The sequence below is a fragment of the Candidatus Paceibacterota bacterium genome (assembly GCA_035452965.1).
GTDB lineage: Bacteria > Verrucomicrobiota > Verrucomicrobiia > Limisphaerales > UBA8199 > UBA8199.
This window is the reverse complement of record DAOTCE010000056.1, coordinates 1-14,549: the sequence shown is the minus strand read 5'-3', so window position 1 is coordinate 14,549 and position 14,549 is coordinate 1. Positions and strand designations below refer to the sequence as shown.

8 protein-coding genes are annotated in these 14,549 nt (G+C 63.4%); 5 read left to right on the top strand and 3 right to left on the bottom strand.

Annotated features, from left to right (window positions below; translation table 11 throughout):
* Nucleotides 1-121: 121 nt before the first annotated feature.
* From P5205_21765 to P5205_21755, 3 genes are all read right to left on the bottom strand, one after another.
* Nucleotides 122-3,943 carry an autotransporter-associated beta strand repeat-containing protein gene (locus P5205_21765; GenBank protein ID HSA12990.1) on the bottom strand — a complete coding sequence of 1,274 codons (3,822 nt, stop codon included), beginning with the start codon at nt 3,941-3,943 and terminating at the stop codon, nt 122-124.
* A gap of 294 nt (nt 3,944-4,237) precedes the next feature.
* Nucleotides 4,238-6,220, bottom strand: a complete 1,983-nt coding sequence (locus P5205_21760) for a tetratricopeptide repeat protein (GenBank protein HSA12989.1) — start codon at nt 6,218-6,220, stop codon at nt 4,238-4,240.
* An 876-nt stretch (nt 6,221-7,096) separates the two neighbouring features.
* On the bottom strand, nt 7,097-10,291 hold the full coding sequence (locus P5205_21755; protein ID HSA12988.1) for a hypothetical protein: 3,195 nt from the start codon (nt 10,289-10,291) through the stop codon (nt 7,097-7,099).
* Between the two features lie 330 nt (nt 10,292-10,621).
* Here P5205_21755 and P5205_21750 point away from each other — a divergent pair, with 330 nt between their 5' ends.
* The 5 genes from P5205_21750 to P5205_21730 form a co-directional block, all read left to right on the top strand.
* Nucleotides 10,622-11,551 carry a hypothetical protein gene (locus tag P5205_21750; GenBank protein ID HSA12987.1) on the top strand — a complete coding sequence of 310 codons (930 nt, stop codon included), beginning with the start codon at nt 10,622-10,624 and terminating at the stop codon, nt 11,549-11,551.
* 15 nt (nt 11,552-11,566) lie between these two features.
* A complete protein-coding gene (locus P5205_21745) occupies nt 11,567-12,403 on the top strand; it encodes an adenylyltransferase/cytidyltransferase family protein (GenBank protein ID HSA12986.1) in 837 nt (278 codons plus the stop codon).
* A 31-nt stretch (nt 12,404-12,434) separates the two neighbouring features.
* Entirely contained in the window at nt 12,435-13,583 is a 1,149-nt protein-coding gene (locus P5205_21740) for a twin-arginine translocation signal domain-containing protein (protein HSA12985.1), read from the top strand.
* Between the two features lie 263 nt (nt 13,584-13,846).
* Nucleotides 13,847-14,011 (top strand): hypothetical protein, encoded by a 165-nt coding sequence (locus tag P5205_21735; GenBank protein ID HSA12984.1) that lies wholly within the window; start codon nt 13,847-13,849, stop codon nt 14,009-14,011.
* On the top strand, nt 14,008-14,549 hold a 542-nt coding region (locus tag P5205_21730; GenBank protein ID HSA12983.1), incomplete at its 3' end, for a histone deacetylase. The genes P5205_21735 and P5205_21730, both read left to right, overlap by 4 nt.

The following is a 14,549-nucleotide window of genomic DNA, read 5'->3' as shown; positions in this document are numbered from 1 at the left end:
CCGGGTGTGCATTGGACTCTAACCAACTAGTCAGTGCGCCCTGCCGGGCGCACCCCAAAAAAGCAGGGCCGGGTCTCTCGACCCGGCCCTGTGAATTACGCTTCTCTGTGGAAGCAGCGCGCTATTCGCTCTTGATGGCGAAGAATTCCTTCACGGCCGAACCCACCGGAATCGGGAACGATCCGCTAGCCGTAAAGTTTGTCGCCACGCGCGTCCACCCGCTGAGCGGCGCCTCGGCGTTCGGCGAGGACACCAGCACGAACCGGTTCCCAATGGCGCCCGAGTAGCTGATGCTTGCGCTGCCGGCGGTCACCGGCCCGATGCTCATGTCGGTGATCGGCTGGGGCGTGACGTAAGTGCTGGTCCAGACCAGGTTCACGCCGTTCGCGTCCTGCGTGGTGGTGAACGTCCCGCCCACAGCGCCGGCCACGCCGGTGATGGCGCTGAAGTTGCCCGAGATGCTTCCGCCGCCACTGAACTTAATCACCTGCCACGAACGCGACGTCTGCCAGAAGGCACTGAAGTCCGGGGCCGTGGCTGTGCCGGTGAAACTGACCGCCAGCGTCGCGCCGGAGCCCAACGCCAGGTTGCCGCCCGTCACGTCCACCTGATCGAAGTCCGTGCCCGGATTCGCCTCGCTCGGCGCGCCCAACTGCCAGTTAACAGTGGTGGCACCCGCGGTCGTATCCAGGCCGCCGCCCAGCACGAGCTTTGCGACCGGCTTGCTCCGGAGGGTGGGACTATTCGCAGTCGGGGTGTAGCTGTAACCAGGCGTGAGGGTGCCGCCCGTCATGACCACTTGCCCGGCGATGATGCCTTCGCCACCCAAGGTTGCGCCGGTCACGGTCACCGCACCGGACCCCGTGCCGCTCCCGGCCGTATTGGTCACGTAGAGGCTGCCGCCCGAGAGAATTGTGCCGCCAGTGTACGTGTTGACCCCACCCAGCACCAGCATCGCTACCCCGGTTTTGATCAACTGGGTGCCGCTGATGACCCCGGGCCATTCCATGGAGCCAAGGTTGCCGAGTCTTCCGCCACCGGTGCCAAGAACCACGCCGCGATTGGGACTGACCGCTAACATGAAGAGGCTGTGGTCAAGCGTGGCCCCGTTCTCGATCGTAACCTGGTCAGGCAAGAAACTCCCCGGGATGGCACCCAGGAAATGCTCGTCCTGGGTGGGTTCGGCGTAGCCACCGCGATACAGACCGCCGCGAACCACCAATTTCTCGAACGAAGAGTTCGCCATTGCCAGACCCAGGACGCGTAGCTCGCCCGGACCGTCCTTGATCAGCGTCCCGCCCTGGAGTGTGCCGGCGCTGGCGGCATCACCATAAAACAAGATGCCTGCAGCGTCGCTGACCTCGAGCACTCCGCCACTCGCCCCCAGGAAGATTGAGCGTGTGTACGGGGCAAAAGCAACAGCGCCGTTGTTCGAGTTACGAAGCGTCCCGCCGTCAACGATGATATCGTTGGCGGTGCCGAGGCGCGCGGAAGCATTAATGGACACCACGCCGTTGGAGATGGCCAAGGTATCGGAGATCACCCCCCCGGTCATGCTCATGGTGCCAGTGCCTACCTTCACCATCGTGCCGCCACCGCTTTCGGTCCCGTTAAACGTCGTGTTGGCGTTGTTGCCACCGAAGGTCAGGGTGTAGCCAGCAGGCACATTCAGGTTGTAAGAGCCCGAGCCCGCCAACGCCGAGCCGGCCAGCCCCCCGATCGTCTCATCGTACGTGCCGCCACTGAACAGTTGATCATTCAGCGTCAGTGATGCCTCGGCGCCGATGGTGACCGTTGAACCGTCGGGGATGACTCCTCCCGCCGCGCCCACCGCCAGGTTGCCGGCGGTGATCCTGGTGGGTCCCGTGTAGGTATTGGCGCCGCCCAGAACGAGCGTGCCCGGACCTTCCACGGCCAGTCCCGCAGCCCCGTCGAGGACAGAAGTGATGAGGGCTCGGTCGTACACCTTGACAGCCTCGTAGTTGGTCAAAGTCAGTGATCCACCCTCCACGGTCACAATGCCCTCTTCAAAGTTGAGATAATCCACCAGTTGTGTTCCGCTGTTGGTCACACTGAAAACACTGCCGGCATCCGTCCCGGCGGAAAACACGGCTGCGGCCCACGGCGTCCACGCGGTCGTGCCGGCGCCCGTGCCATCCGCTGTGTCGTTCCAGAAGTTGTCCACGCCCCAGGTCCCGGGGGCGGCCCCGTTAATATCCACCGCCCCGCCGGCGGTGGTCCCGTTGGCGTCCCAGTAACGCACCGTCGCGTCGTTGTCGGCAATGGTCGCCGTCGCGGAACTCGGGCTGACGACGTTGTAGGCTCCCGCGGCAACCGTCAGCACCACCGTTTCGACCGGCTCCCGTTCGCCGTCGTTAATCGGGGTGACCGTGATGTCAATGGAAGTTTGGTCCGCGGGGAGCGTAAACGGACTCTGCGGCGAGATCGTGTAATCCACGTTGCTCACGGCTGTGCCACCCATCGTATAGTTAACCTGCACGTCCAGATTCTGCCCGCCAGCTCGCGAGATCGTGAAGGTGGCCGTATCAGGCCCCTCCTCAGACGCCGCGGGATCAGTGGCAGCACTGACACTGAAATTGTCCCACTGAATGAGGTCGAAGGTTCCGGCTGAGGTGGTGGTGGCAATTGTAAAACCACCCGGCGACCAGAATCGCGCGTATTCGAGCGAGTTGTCCACACTCACCATGTTGCCCGCCGCATCGAAGCATATATCGCGGCAGACGTCGCCGATGTCCACCGACCCGGCGTTGGCACCCGTGTTGATGTCGAAGAAATACACCTGGCCGGAGGAGGAGGCATACCTCGCCGCCGCCACTAACCCAAGGGCTTCGTTGGCGGCCACGCATCGGATATAGCTGTCCGTCCTGGTCGAGTTCCAGGCCGGCGTGGTGTTCGGCCATGCGGCCGGGTTCGAACAGATAAACTTCTTGGCGTCCGGCGCCTGCCCGGCGGTAGACCGGTATACGCACGTGTAAATGTTGGTGTTGCTGTCTACTTCCAGGTCGCTCACATGATAGGCGCTGAGGCCGCCCGGCCCGACGACTTGCACCCCAATGTCGCTTGGAGTCGCCGCAGCGTTGGCTCCGAGGAAGTAACTAATGACTCCCCGGCGCGAGGCGTCCCAATAATTGCCATTCGCTGTGAAGAGCCTCAGGTCTCCGTTCGCACGGGAGCCCATCGCACAAACGCTCTCAATAAACGCCGCAGAATTGGCGTTTCCTATCGGGTTGCCAAGGTTGGTGTCGTCGGTCAACTGCGTCGCCACGCTCAGATCATCATTGAAACCCCAGACCTGGTCGTCCCAAAGGCTCGCGGCGTAGAGGAGGTTGTCGTCCTGATTGACGTTAACCTTCATGAACCGGGAATAGGCTGTGCCGTCACCGGTCATCCAGGCATTGCCTCGACCGCCGTCATGGGGACCACTGAAAGCCGTTCCATCGGCCCGCAGGACGTAGATGGCGTCTTGCGTGACGCGGCCGGCGGTGGTTGCGCCCCCAGTAGCCCGGTGATTGTTGCAAATGTAAACCTTACCGAAGTGCGGACTCGATGGATTCCTGTTGATGCTCACGCTATTCGGGAACCAGAAATTCCTGTCTGTCCCGTCGGGTACGAACTGGGTCCAGGCCTTGGCGGCGCTGCCCGTGACAATGATCGAGTACGTGGTGTAGCCGGTCATGTCGAAGGTCTGCACGCCGGGCGTCGCAGGTCCCGGGGTAGGGGTCACCGGGTTTGCCCCATCGCGGAGCACGACCATGCCTTGAGCCGCCTGGTTCAGGACAAATGTGACCGTGTCGCCGCTTTTAGTGACCTGGGAGGCGTAGGGGGTGGCTTGGGCCACAAAGCTGGACAGTGCGGTGACTGCCAGCGCCGATACCAGACCGCGAACGGTTGGTCGCAAGAAGGATGATTGAGTCATTTTCATAGCAGGCATTTTGTTTGTAGTTCTCCCGAATACCGGCGGCGGTTGGTGCTGCTGGTTGTTCGGGTGAGGTTTTGTTCTGGGGCGATTTATACCACAACCCGCGCTCTTGGCAAGTGAAAACGCAGAAAAAGTAAGGACTCAGTCTTAGGTGGGACCGCCCCGCCGAGCCGGCCAAACGGTGGCGCTTTCTGCGAGCGCGCCCTGCCTTCACCAAGCAGTGCGGCATGTTCGCAGTTCGCCAAGGATTGGGAGGAGAACCTGTTGCTGGAGGGCTGGGGAATGTCGCCGTCCTATTCAACGGTTGGTGGCGGCTGCAGGCTGCCGGGGAATAGCCGCAAGGGCGGCCATCGCCATCTCCAGGCGTTTGCGAGCGTCGGCATGGTGGGGCTGGAGGCTGAGAACTGCCTGGAACTCGCCGACCGCCTCATCCAAGCGCCCCTGGCGGGCGAGGGCATTGCCGAGATTGTAGCGAGCGACGACGTAGTCTGGTTTTATCCGGATGCTCGCCTGGAGGTGGCGGATGGCTTCGTCCACGCGGGCTTCCTTCAAGAGGATGATACCCAGATTGCAGCAGGCCTCAGCGTAATCAGGCTTGAAACCAAGAGCCTTCTGGTAATGGCCAATTGCTTCACCGGTCCGGTCCGTTCTGGCAAACGCGTTGGCAAGGTTGTTATGAGCCTGGGCGTGGTCCGGTTGGAGGCGGATCGCTTCCTCAAATTGGCGGATCGCCGCGCCCGTTTCCCCTTTCTTCACGAGGGCGTTGCCGAGGTTGTAGTGTGCGTCGGCGTAGTCCGGCTTGAGGCGGAGGGTCTCCTGGAATTGGCGGATCGCCTCGTCGGTTTGCCCATTGATGAAAAGCGCATTTCCGAGGTTGTTGCGGATCTCGGCGTCACCTGGCTTAAGGCGGAGGGCCTCTTGGAACCGGGGGATCGCCTCGTCGGCCCGCCCTGCGTGCATGGAGGTGTAGGCGAGATTGCAGTGAGCCATCCAAGAAGTGGGGTTCTTCGCGAGCGTATCCTCCCACAACCTCTTTTCGTCCGCGTAGATGTGAGCCCGTTTCCAGGTCAGCAGTCCCAGAGCCAACAGCAGTCCCCCTGAAAGGCCGAGCCAGACGACACGCGTCTTCCGCTCTTTGGCCAGGCGGCCAGTGATGAGGGCCGCGGCAGGGATGATCAAGCCCGCGCAGGCCAGGTACTGGTAATGGTCCGCCACGAACGAGAAACGGAAAGTGTAGAGGGGAATGAACCCCAGCAGCGGCGAGAGGGCGGCAACGAAGAAGACCACCCCGGCGACGACTCCCCGGCCAACGACGCGGCGACGCCACCAGAACAGCAGGGCAAAAGCCACACATCCGGCAAGGCCGAGGTACTGCAGCGGGGCGCGCGCGTCTATCTCCCACCGGGGATAACTGAAGGCGAGATTCACCGGCCAGAACACTTTCGCCGCATAGAACCAGACCGCGCGGGTGGCAACCAAGAGCCTGTCCACCAGGCTGAGATTCACCCCGGTATCCGCCAAGTAGTTGCCAAGGTGGTTCTCCCACCACACGGACACCACCCCCATCCCCGCCCCCAGCAACAGAAATGGCAGGACTTGAACCACCCGCCGCCAGCCGACGGACTCGCCGCGCCACCACAAGACCAGCAGCAAGGCGGCTGGCAGCGTGCAGGCCGTCGTCTTGCTGAGCAAGGCCAGGGCGTGGAACAGCAGCGCCAGCCAGTAGAAGCTCCACCGGGGCGCCGCCGGTTTCTGGCCGAATCTAACCCACGCCAAAACCGCCAACAGATAGAACAGCGTGGATTGCACGTTCTTCAATTCCGTGACCCAGGCCACGCTTTCCACCTGCACGGGATGCAAGGCGAAGATCGCTGCCGCCAGCCACGCACCCGGCACCACCAACCGCCGCAGCAGGCGCCACAGCAACAATGCGTTGATAACGTGCAGCAGCACGTTGACGGCATGGTAGCCCAGCGGGTTCAAGCCCCACAGTCCGCGCTCGATCCTGAGGGTGGTGTAAGCCAGCGGAAAGTACTGTGACTGCCGATGCGCCGAAAACCAGATCTGCCGCAATCCGTCCGGCGCCGTGAGCATGGCGTTCTTTGTCACATAAGCGTCGTCATCCCAGATGAAGCCGGCCTGTCTGACCGGCAGGTATGCCAGGACTGTGGCCAGCACCAGCAGCAGGGCAGGCAGCCACGCGGGGATGCGCGCAGCCGGCCCGACAGGGAGCTTACCTTGCATCGGCGCCGGGTTGGCGTTGGTTGCAGGACGGCGCATGGAGTTGGCCAAGAATTACCGCCTAGCTGTGGGGAGTCGAAGCGCTAACACGGGTGTTTTGTAGTTGGAAGGGCGGTCCGTTGACAAGCTTGATTGTGGTGCCCCTTCGACGACGCAGCACATATGCCTGAAGCTGCCGGAGGAGCGCGGGCATTTAGACCGCTTTGCTCATTGCGGACCAGACAAGCGGGCAAGATACCCGCGCGCCTCTATGCAGAGAGGTGAGTGCCCTCCGGTGGAGATTCGTTCCACTCTGTGGAATCCCCTGCGACTGCTGTGTGCGGCGGGGGAGTGCGCTGAAGGACCGCCGTCCCCCGGCGCACTCGGCGAGAGTGCTCTGCCTTCACCAATCGGTGGAGCATTTTCGCAGTTCGTTCAGGATTGGGGTGTGAGGGCGGCACCGGGACGGCCACTAGACGGCCACTAGACGGCCACTAGACGGCCACTAGACGGCCACTGGACGGCCACTAGACGGCCACTGGACGGCCACTGGACGGCCACTGGACGGCCACTAGACGGCCACTGGACGGCCGGGAGCCTGAAAGGGCCCCGGCCATACGCGGCTTTAGGGCGGGTTGTCCGGCCTGTTTCAGAGGGGCAGGCGGCTGACAGAACGATGCTACTGATCACGCAACTGGACTCTGGCACAGGGGCAGGCAGGTGTGAACCAGGGGCGGCATCCTTCGGTCCGGATTGGGGTATTCGACTCAGCCGGCACCTTCTGGGCCGGGTAAGCTGCCCCGCTCTACGGCAGGCAGGATGGCTGCCACCACGGAAGGGGCGGTTCATCATTTGGTTCATTGGGCCGGGCGCAAACGAACGAGGCATCCGCCCGGAAGCGGATGCCTCGCTGAGACTGACAGGCCGTGTGGGGTCTTAGTAGCTCTTGCTGATCCGGTAGAACGTGTTGGCCGCCGGCACAGCCTTGACGGCTTTGAACACGCCGCCACCCAGCGAGCTGATCGTGGAGGTGGTATCGGCGTATCCGCCAGTCACCAGCGGACTCGACTGTTGCAGGTTGAACTGGCCCACCACGTCGCCCGTGTTCGCCGTGAAGGTGATTTCGACGTTGCCGCCGTTCACCACGATGCCCGTGATGGTCGGACCGGCCAGGCTGATGACACGGGCATTGGCATAGATGACCGCGCCTTCGCCGCTGCCAACCGAATCGTAGGCGTCGGTGTAGCCCAGCATAATGTTCCCGCTGCCGTAGCCCGTGGTGTTAGTGTAGGCGAAGATCAGCTCGTGGTTGATGTACCAGCGGATCACGCCATTGACGTGGCTAAGCTCGACATCGGCCCAGATGGGCGTGCCGGAGCCACCAAGGTTGGCGGGGGCGCCACCGGTGCCCACGCCCGGTGTCCAGGGCGGGGTCTTGAACACATGCGTCAGGGTCGAGGCATTTCTGCCTGGAGAGATCGGCGTCGGGTTACGGCCCGCAGTTGTGGGGGAACTGTATCCGACATAGTCCCCCAACGCGGCCGCATCCGACTCGACCGCGTAGAAGACGCCGTCGAAGTCCCAGGCGGTCGGGTCCACCCCGGCGAAGCCGGAAGTGCTATTGCGGAACCAATTGGTCCTGGCGCCGGAGTGATTGATGCCGAACAGCGCGTACTCGGTCGTCGCCGCCCCGGTATTCTGGATGAGGAACATGTCGAAGCGCAGCGCATAGTTGCCGCTGAAGCTCTGCCCGTTGGGGTAGAAGTTCAGTGCGGCCGCCACGGGCGGGTCCAGATCCGTGGAAGTCTTGTTCACCGTCATGTAGAGCCCGTGGGTATCGCTGCCCGAATGAGGCGCGGGCGGAGCGAATATCGGGCTGCCACTGTAGTCAAATGCCCACGTGACCGTCGCATCGCGAGCGGCCCCGTTGGTCGTGCCGTAGCGCTCGGTCCAATTGGCCGATGTATCGGTCTGGAGGTTGTCGGACCAGATTACCGTTTCCGGCGGATAATCCGAGTTTACCCGCGTAGCGGCCTCCACACTCGTGGCGGGGGTGCCGACGTCGTAATCTCCGAAGCTGGCGGGCGCCACCGTGGCCGTCACCGTCAACGGGCCGGTGAACACTCCGTCGTGGATTGGATAGACATTAACGTCCATGGTCACTTGCCCCGGAATCATAGTGCCTGCGATGGCATCGGCGTAGAAGTGGGTGCCCGCAACGGCCGTCCCGCCATAGGTCATATTGATCTGCGGGCTGGTGTTGGTGTCTCCATACCGGGTGAGCGTGAACCGGGCGAAGTCATTCGTCCGTTCATAGAACTGGGCGTCTTTGCGAGCCACCCAGATTGCCGGCTTATTGGTGTCAATGATCCAGACCGACGCATTCAGCGGTGAGACCGGTGTGTAGCCGGCACCGCTGTTGATGGTCAGGACGACATCACGGACAGGCCCAGCCGGCGTGGGTATGGCTGTAATGAAGATGTTGGTCGTATCAGCCCCAGCTTGGAATGTAACGGAGGTGGGGATGGCTTGGTAGTGGGTACCGTTGAGGGCAAGACCCGTCAGCGTGTAAGAAACCGGCAAGGGGGAAGCAGTGCTGCCCGAGCGCGAAAGGGTGAACACGCCAGGCGCCCCCAGGCTGGTGTCCATGGAGGTGGTCGGCGTCGTGGCCAAAACGCTGACTTCATTCGCCGGCTTCGTCAGGGTGAAGGTGCCGTCGGAGGAAGTGCTGGCAACCGTGTTGCCACCCGGCGCAAAGACCCGCAGGCGAGCCTGGCCGGAGCTGACGGTGTAAAGATTCCCCGCCGCATCCCAGGCGATGTCCCGGCCGTTGCCGATGTTGGGACCTGTGACCGAGGGGGAGGCCGGCGAGTCGAAGCCGGTCAGGGTGGCGGGATCTATGATGCCGCTGGCATCGAAGCTCATCATGTTGACCCGGTTGGTGAGCGTAATCCAGGCGTAGATCTTGCCGTCGGGCGACAGGGCGGTCGCGACGGTGTTGCGGAGCGGGTCGGGCGAGCCGTAAAAGCTAAGCGAATCGAAGAGCACGGTCGCCGCGTCGGTGTCGTACTGTTGAATCGAGGCCCGATCCGTGCCGACGGAGCGGTTGACGCTCACCATCCACCTGCCGTCGGGCAGCATCTCAAAATCGGACGTAACGGCTGCCACCGAGGAGTAGGCTGTAGCCGTGCTGACGAAGGCCGGCGGTCCGTCGTAGGGCAACGGCCCGGCGCCGATGTCATAGCGGCAGATTCGGTTGTACGTTGCGGCGCCCGCAGAGTTAGTGAGGGTGCCGTCTATGACCCAGAGTTGGAGGCTGCCATCTTCGATTGAGCCTCTGGCGATAGGTGTGCTGGCGACATCCGTATGGTTGCTGCGTTTGGCGTACACGCCGATGCCGGCAAGAACCTGTTCGAAGGCCGAGCAATCGGGAGTGGTGCTCCGCCAGGTTGTGGCGTCCACGGTCCCGAAGCTGCAGAGATAGAGCTTGTTGTCCTCGCCAACGCCGATGCGCCACGGCGAAGAGGCCGTCAGCGGCGTGCCCCAGGTGATGCCGTTGGAGAGGGCTTGAACCGCGATGTTGCCGGCATTGTTGACCACCGTTTGGCCGATGGCTTCAGATTGGTCGGCATTGAGGATGTAAACCCCCTTGCCCCAGTTGGTCCGCTTGAGGGTGGTCACGATGTTCGAGACGACGCTCCCAGATACTGAGTCGGAGACGTAGATGCGGCCGAAGGTGGAAAGGTTGGAAGCAACCTGGCTGACGGCGACCCCTCTGGGATTGGCATATTCGCAGTAGGGATTGGTATCATCGCTGATCAGGGTCCAGCCTACCGGGGCGTCCTTTTTGACCTCAATCCGGTAGGAAGTGTGAGCGCCCAGGGCGAAGGAGTGTGGGCCCTTGGTTTGGGCGCCCAAGGCGTTGGTGTTTCCCGGGCCGCCGCCGTCGAAGATGATGTTGACGGCATCGGCGTTTTCGTTGAGGTAATACGAGATCGTGCCGGCGGAATTAGTGATGCACGAGGCATAGGGGACCGCTTGGGCGACGAAGCTGGCCAGTACGGTGACCGCCAGCGCCAATAACAGCTTCCGGTGGGGGGATTGTATCAGGAATGACTCCATGGTTTTCATAGCAGGTTTATGTAGTTGATGAGCCGCAGCCCGGAACCGGCAGCGGCTTGGTCTGCCTAGTCCTTGGGCAGCTTATGTTACCTATCACCTATATCACTGACGGCAGTTCGTGCAAGTGAAAAGTGTTAGAAAATGCAAGGCCTCAGTCTGGGATAGGGCCGCCTCGCCGAGGCGGCCAGACGGTGGCGCTCTCGGCGAAAGCGTCCTACCAGACTGAGGGATTACGGCACACGGGACATCCAGCTTGTCTTCCGGGGCGGGTTGACCAAGGATTGGCGCCAGGCGGGCCGGCCTGGAGTCGGCCCTGCGCAACTATCGCTACTGCGAACCGTGAAACCCAATAACAGATGGCCCGTGGGAAAGGTGATCGGCGGGATCCCCTACCGTCTGGCGCTGGCGGGGGGGTGGATAGATCAGCCGTTCATGTCCGCTCACAATCCGCGCCCGCCCGGCTGCATGGTGGTGGCGGGGCTGGAGCCGGCTTTTCGGTTCATGGAGCGCAGCGGCCTGGCGACCGGCACGCGGGCAATGGCCACGGAGCTTTGGCGAGGCAGGCTCCCGCGTCGTCCGCTGGCTCGGATGGTGCGGGAACTCTATCTGCGCGAGAACCGGGGCCAGGCTGAGCCTTCCGGTTCGCAGGACATGATCGGCCTGATCTATCCCGGCATCAGCCGGCTGGATTATGACTTTGCGGCCAACGGCGGGGTCTTCCCGACGCATATCGAGTCGCTTAACGATGAGCGCTGCACGCGGTGGTTGGAGCGGGTGATCCAACTGCTGCCGGTCGCGCCCCGGCCGGATGGCTACAATCCGCTGGGCCGGAAGAATCTGGAGCCGAGGTGGGTTGCGCGATTGGGCCAGACTGGGAAGGACTGCTTCGAGGCGATCCGGCGCCGCGACCTGCCCGCCCTGGGCGAGTCGCTGAACGAATGCATGGTCTGCTGGGAGAAGCTCCTGCCGCAGACTGTGCGGCACCCGACCTTGCGGGTGGACCTGCGCGGCCTGCTGCGGATCTACCAAGCGCAGTATGCGGGGGCAATGTTCTCAGGGTGCGGCGGCGGCTACCTTGTCGTGGCCTCCAACGAACCAGTGCCGGGGGCGCTGAGGGTCGTCGTGCGGCGGGAAGAGAAGCGCCACGCCGCTTTCAGAGGCATGCGCACGCCGGAAAAGCGGTGTCGCCGCTGCGCTCTGCCACCGCAGTCCAAATCTCTGTCTTCCGCGCGGGAAGTTGCAGGATGGCAGCACAGGGTGCAGGACTGAAAGGGGTTGGGCGTGATGTCAAGCGCGAAGCCGAAGCAGGTGGTGGTGGCCGGCGCGTTCGATGATTTGCGCTCGGGACAGGTTCGGTTCCTGGAGGAGGCCGCCCGGCTGGGCGAGGTGACGGCGCTGCTGTGGGGCGACGAGCTGGCGCGGCGTTTCGAGGGTAAGAGTCCGAGGTTCCCGGAGGCGGAGCGGGCGTATCTTCTGCAAGCCATCCGGTTCGTGCGGCGCGTGCAAATGATCAGCGGGCCTTTCGACCGCAACGCGCTCCCGGAGGCTGCCGGTCTGCGGCCCGAAGTCTGGGCCGTCAGGCAGTCGGAGAGCAGCGCCGCCAGGCAGCTTTTCTGCGGGGTGCGCGGGCTCCAGTATGAGGTGATCCGCGACGAGCAACTGCATGGATTCCCCGAAGCTAATCCGGACCCGCCAGCGAAGTCGCCCCGGCGCAAGCGAGTGATGGTCACCGGTTGTTACGATTACGTGCATTCGGGTCACGTCCGGTTCTTCGAGGAGGTGAGCGCCTACGGTGACTTGATTGTGGTCCTCGGCCACGATGCGAACCTCCGCTTGCTTAAGGGGCCCGGGCATCCCATGTTTCCGCAGCAGGAGCGCCGTTATGTGGTGGGGGCAATTCGGCATGTCACCCAGGCGGTCATTGCCACCGGACACGGGTGGCTGGATGCCGAGCCGGAAATCCAGCGCCTCAAACCGGATATCTACGCCGTCAACGAAGACGGCGACCAGGGCGGCAAACGGGAGTATTGCGCCAGGCTGGGCGTTCAATACCTTGTGCTCAAACGCGCCCCCGCGCCCGGGCTGCCGCCGCGCTCAAGCACCGTTTTGCGCGGCTTTTAGCCTCACTCAAGAAAGGTAACGGACAGTGAATGTGAAAACTCAGACCTCCAGCTGTCAAACGACCAGGACCAGTCGCCGTGAATTCATGCGGCGCGCGGGAATTGCGCTTGCCGCCGGCGCCGTTGCGCCAGCCGTTTGGGCCCAAACCAATCAGCCAGCCGGCGCGGCGCGCGGCTCCACGATCATTGACTTCGAGCGCGAGCTCAAGCGCATGCGTTTCGAGCATTACCGGCACCCGCCCGTTGACATTCTCAAGGAAGGCTTCCGGCCCGTCGGAGGGCGCGTGGCGGACTTCGGCACCGCCCGGCATGACGGCCGCGACCATTTCTTCTACATCGAGCGTCGCCTGCAGGAGGGCACCCCTTTCTACCCCGGGCACGAAATCTACTTCGGCCACGCCTCCACGCCCGACTTCTTCACCTGGGAAGTGCACGACCCGGCGCTGCTGGTTCGGCCGGGCACGTGGGAAGAGGCGCATCTCTGGGCACCGGTGCTGCTCCGCAACGGCGACGAGTTCATCATGGCCTACACCGGCCTGAACCGCCACCTGTCGCAGGACATCGGCCTGGCTTCGAGCAAGGACATGTTCAACTGGAAACGGTTGCCGGGTAATCCCATTTCGCCGGCGAAAGGCGCTTCCTGGGCTTACTGGCGTGAAGACGACATCTGCAGTTGCCGCGACCCGGACCTCTTCCGCCACAAGGGCCGCGTCTGGATGCCCTACACCGCCAACACGAAGCAGGGCGCCACCTGCATCGCGCTGGCCAGCACTGCCAACTTCAAGCGGTGGCAGGACCATGGCCCGATACTGGTCGGCCCCGCCGCGAGCTACGAGCCGCGGCTGACCGGCGGTCATCCGCAAGGCAGCTTTGAATCCGCCAACCTCTCCTTCCGCGATGGCCGCTACTTTCTGATCTTCCACGCCGCCATCCGCGATCTGGGCCGCGGCACCTGGGCGGCCACCAGCGACCGCATAGATGCGTTCAGCATGGAGAAACTCTACCCCTTCTGGAATGACGGCGCTTGCATCGAGGTGGTGCGGGACAAGGGAACGCGCTCCCTGCTGGCGGGGGTCAGCGGCGGCTGCCTGCGCTTTGGAGAAGTGGACTGGTCCGAGCCCAAACCCGCGGCACGAACCGTCACCGAGCGCGAGACGCTGCAACGCTGGCAATCGGATTGATTCACCCCCCGGCAAATGCCCGGCGCTTGCTCCAGCGGCAGCCACCCCTTCGCCGCAGATGCTGCGCGGCTGTGATCGCGCCGCCCACCCCCCACCGCCAGGCGTGGACGCCTGCCTTGCACTTCGCCGCTCACCCCGCTTCCAGCGCTCCGGCGCCGGGCAATTGCTCTTGCGGGCAAAGACCGCCTGTGGCAACTGGAAGAGCGCCGCGGCGGTGGTGTTCCACCGCTGGCGACGCGCGCGCAAAGCAACGGAGCCGCATCATGAAAGTCGAATTGCCGGAGCAAATGAAGTCAGACATGTCTCTCGCCCGGTGGGGAGAAATCCTCCCCACTACTCCCGTCGTCATGGCGGTAGTGCCGACCATGCTGGCGATTGCCTTTGGCGTTCACGTTTATCCATGTGTGCAGGCACTCGCCAGAACGTGAAAATCATAACTGACGAGCACTGCATCCGATACTCGCGTCCGGGCCATCCCGAACGGCCCGAGCGCATCCTGGCTGCCTGGGAGAAGCTGCGCCGCCAAACGGACCTGCCAATTGCCTGGACCCGCCCCGGCCCCTGTGATGACACCGCCATCCTCCGCGCGCACGCGCCCGAGCACCTGCAGCGATTAGCCAGGCTGGAGGACTTCGACGACGACACGCCGGCCTATCCCAACCTGCGGGATTACGCCCGCGCTTCCGTCGGCGCCGCGTTGGAGGCGCTCAAGTCCGCGCTGGCCGGGGAGACGGCCTTCAGCTTGATGCGTCCGCCGGGGCACCACGCCACCCGCAACCGCGCGATGGGCTTCTGTTACCTGAACAACATCGCAATTGCCGTCCTCGAAGCCCTGGCCTCCGGCGCCAAACGTGTCGCTGTCTTCGATTTCGACGTCCACCACGGCAACGGCACCGAGTCGCTGCTCCTCAACCAGCCCGGCTGCGTCTTCTTCTCCGTCCATCAATACCCCTGCTATCCCGGCTC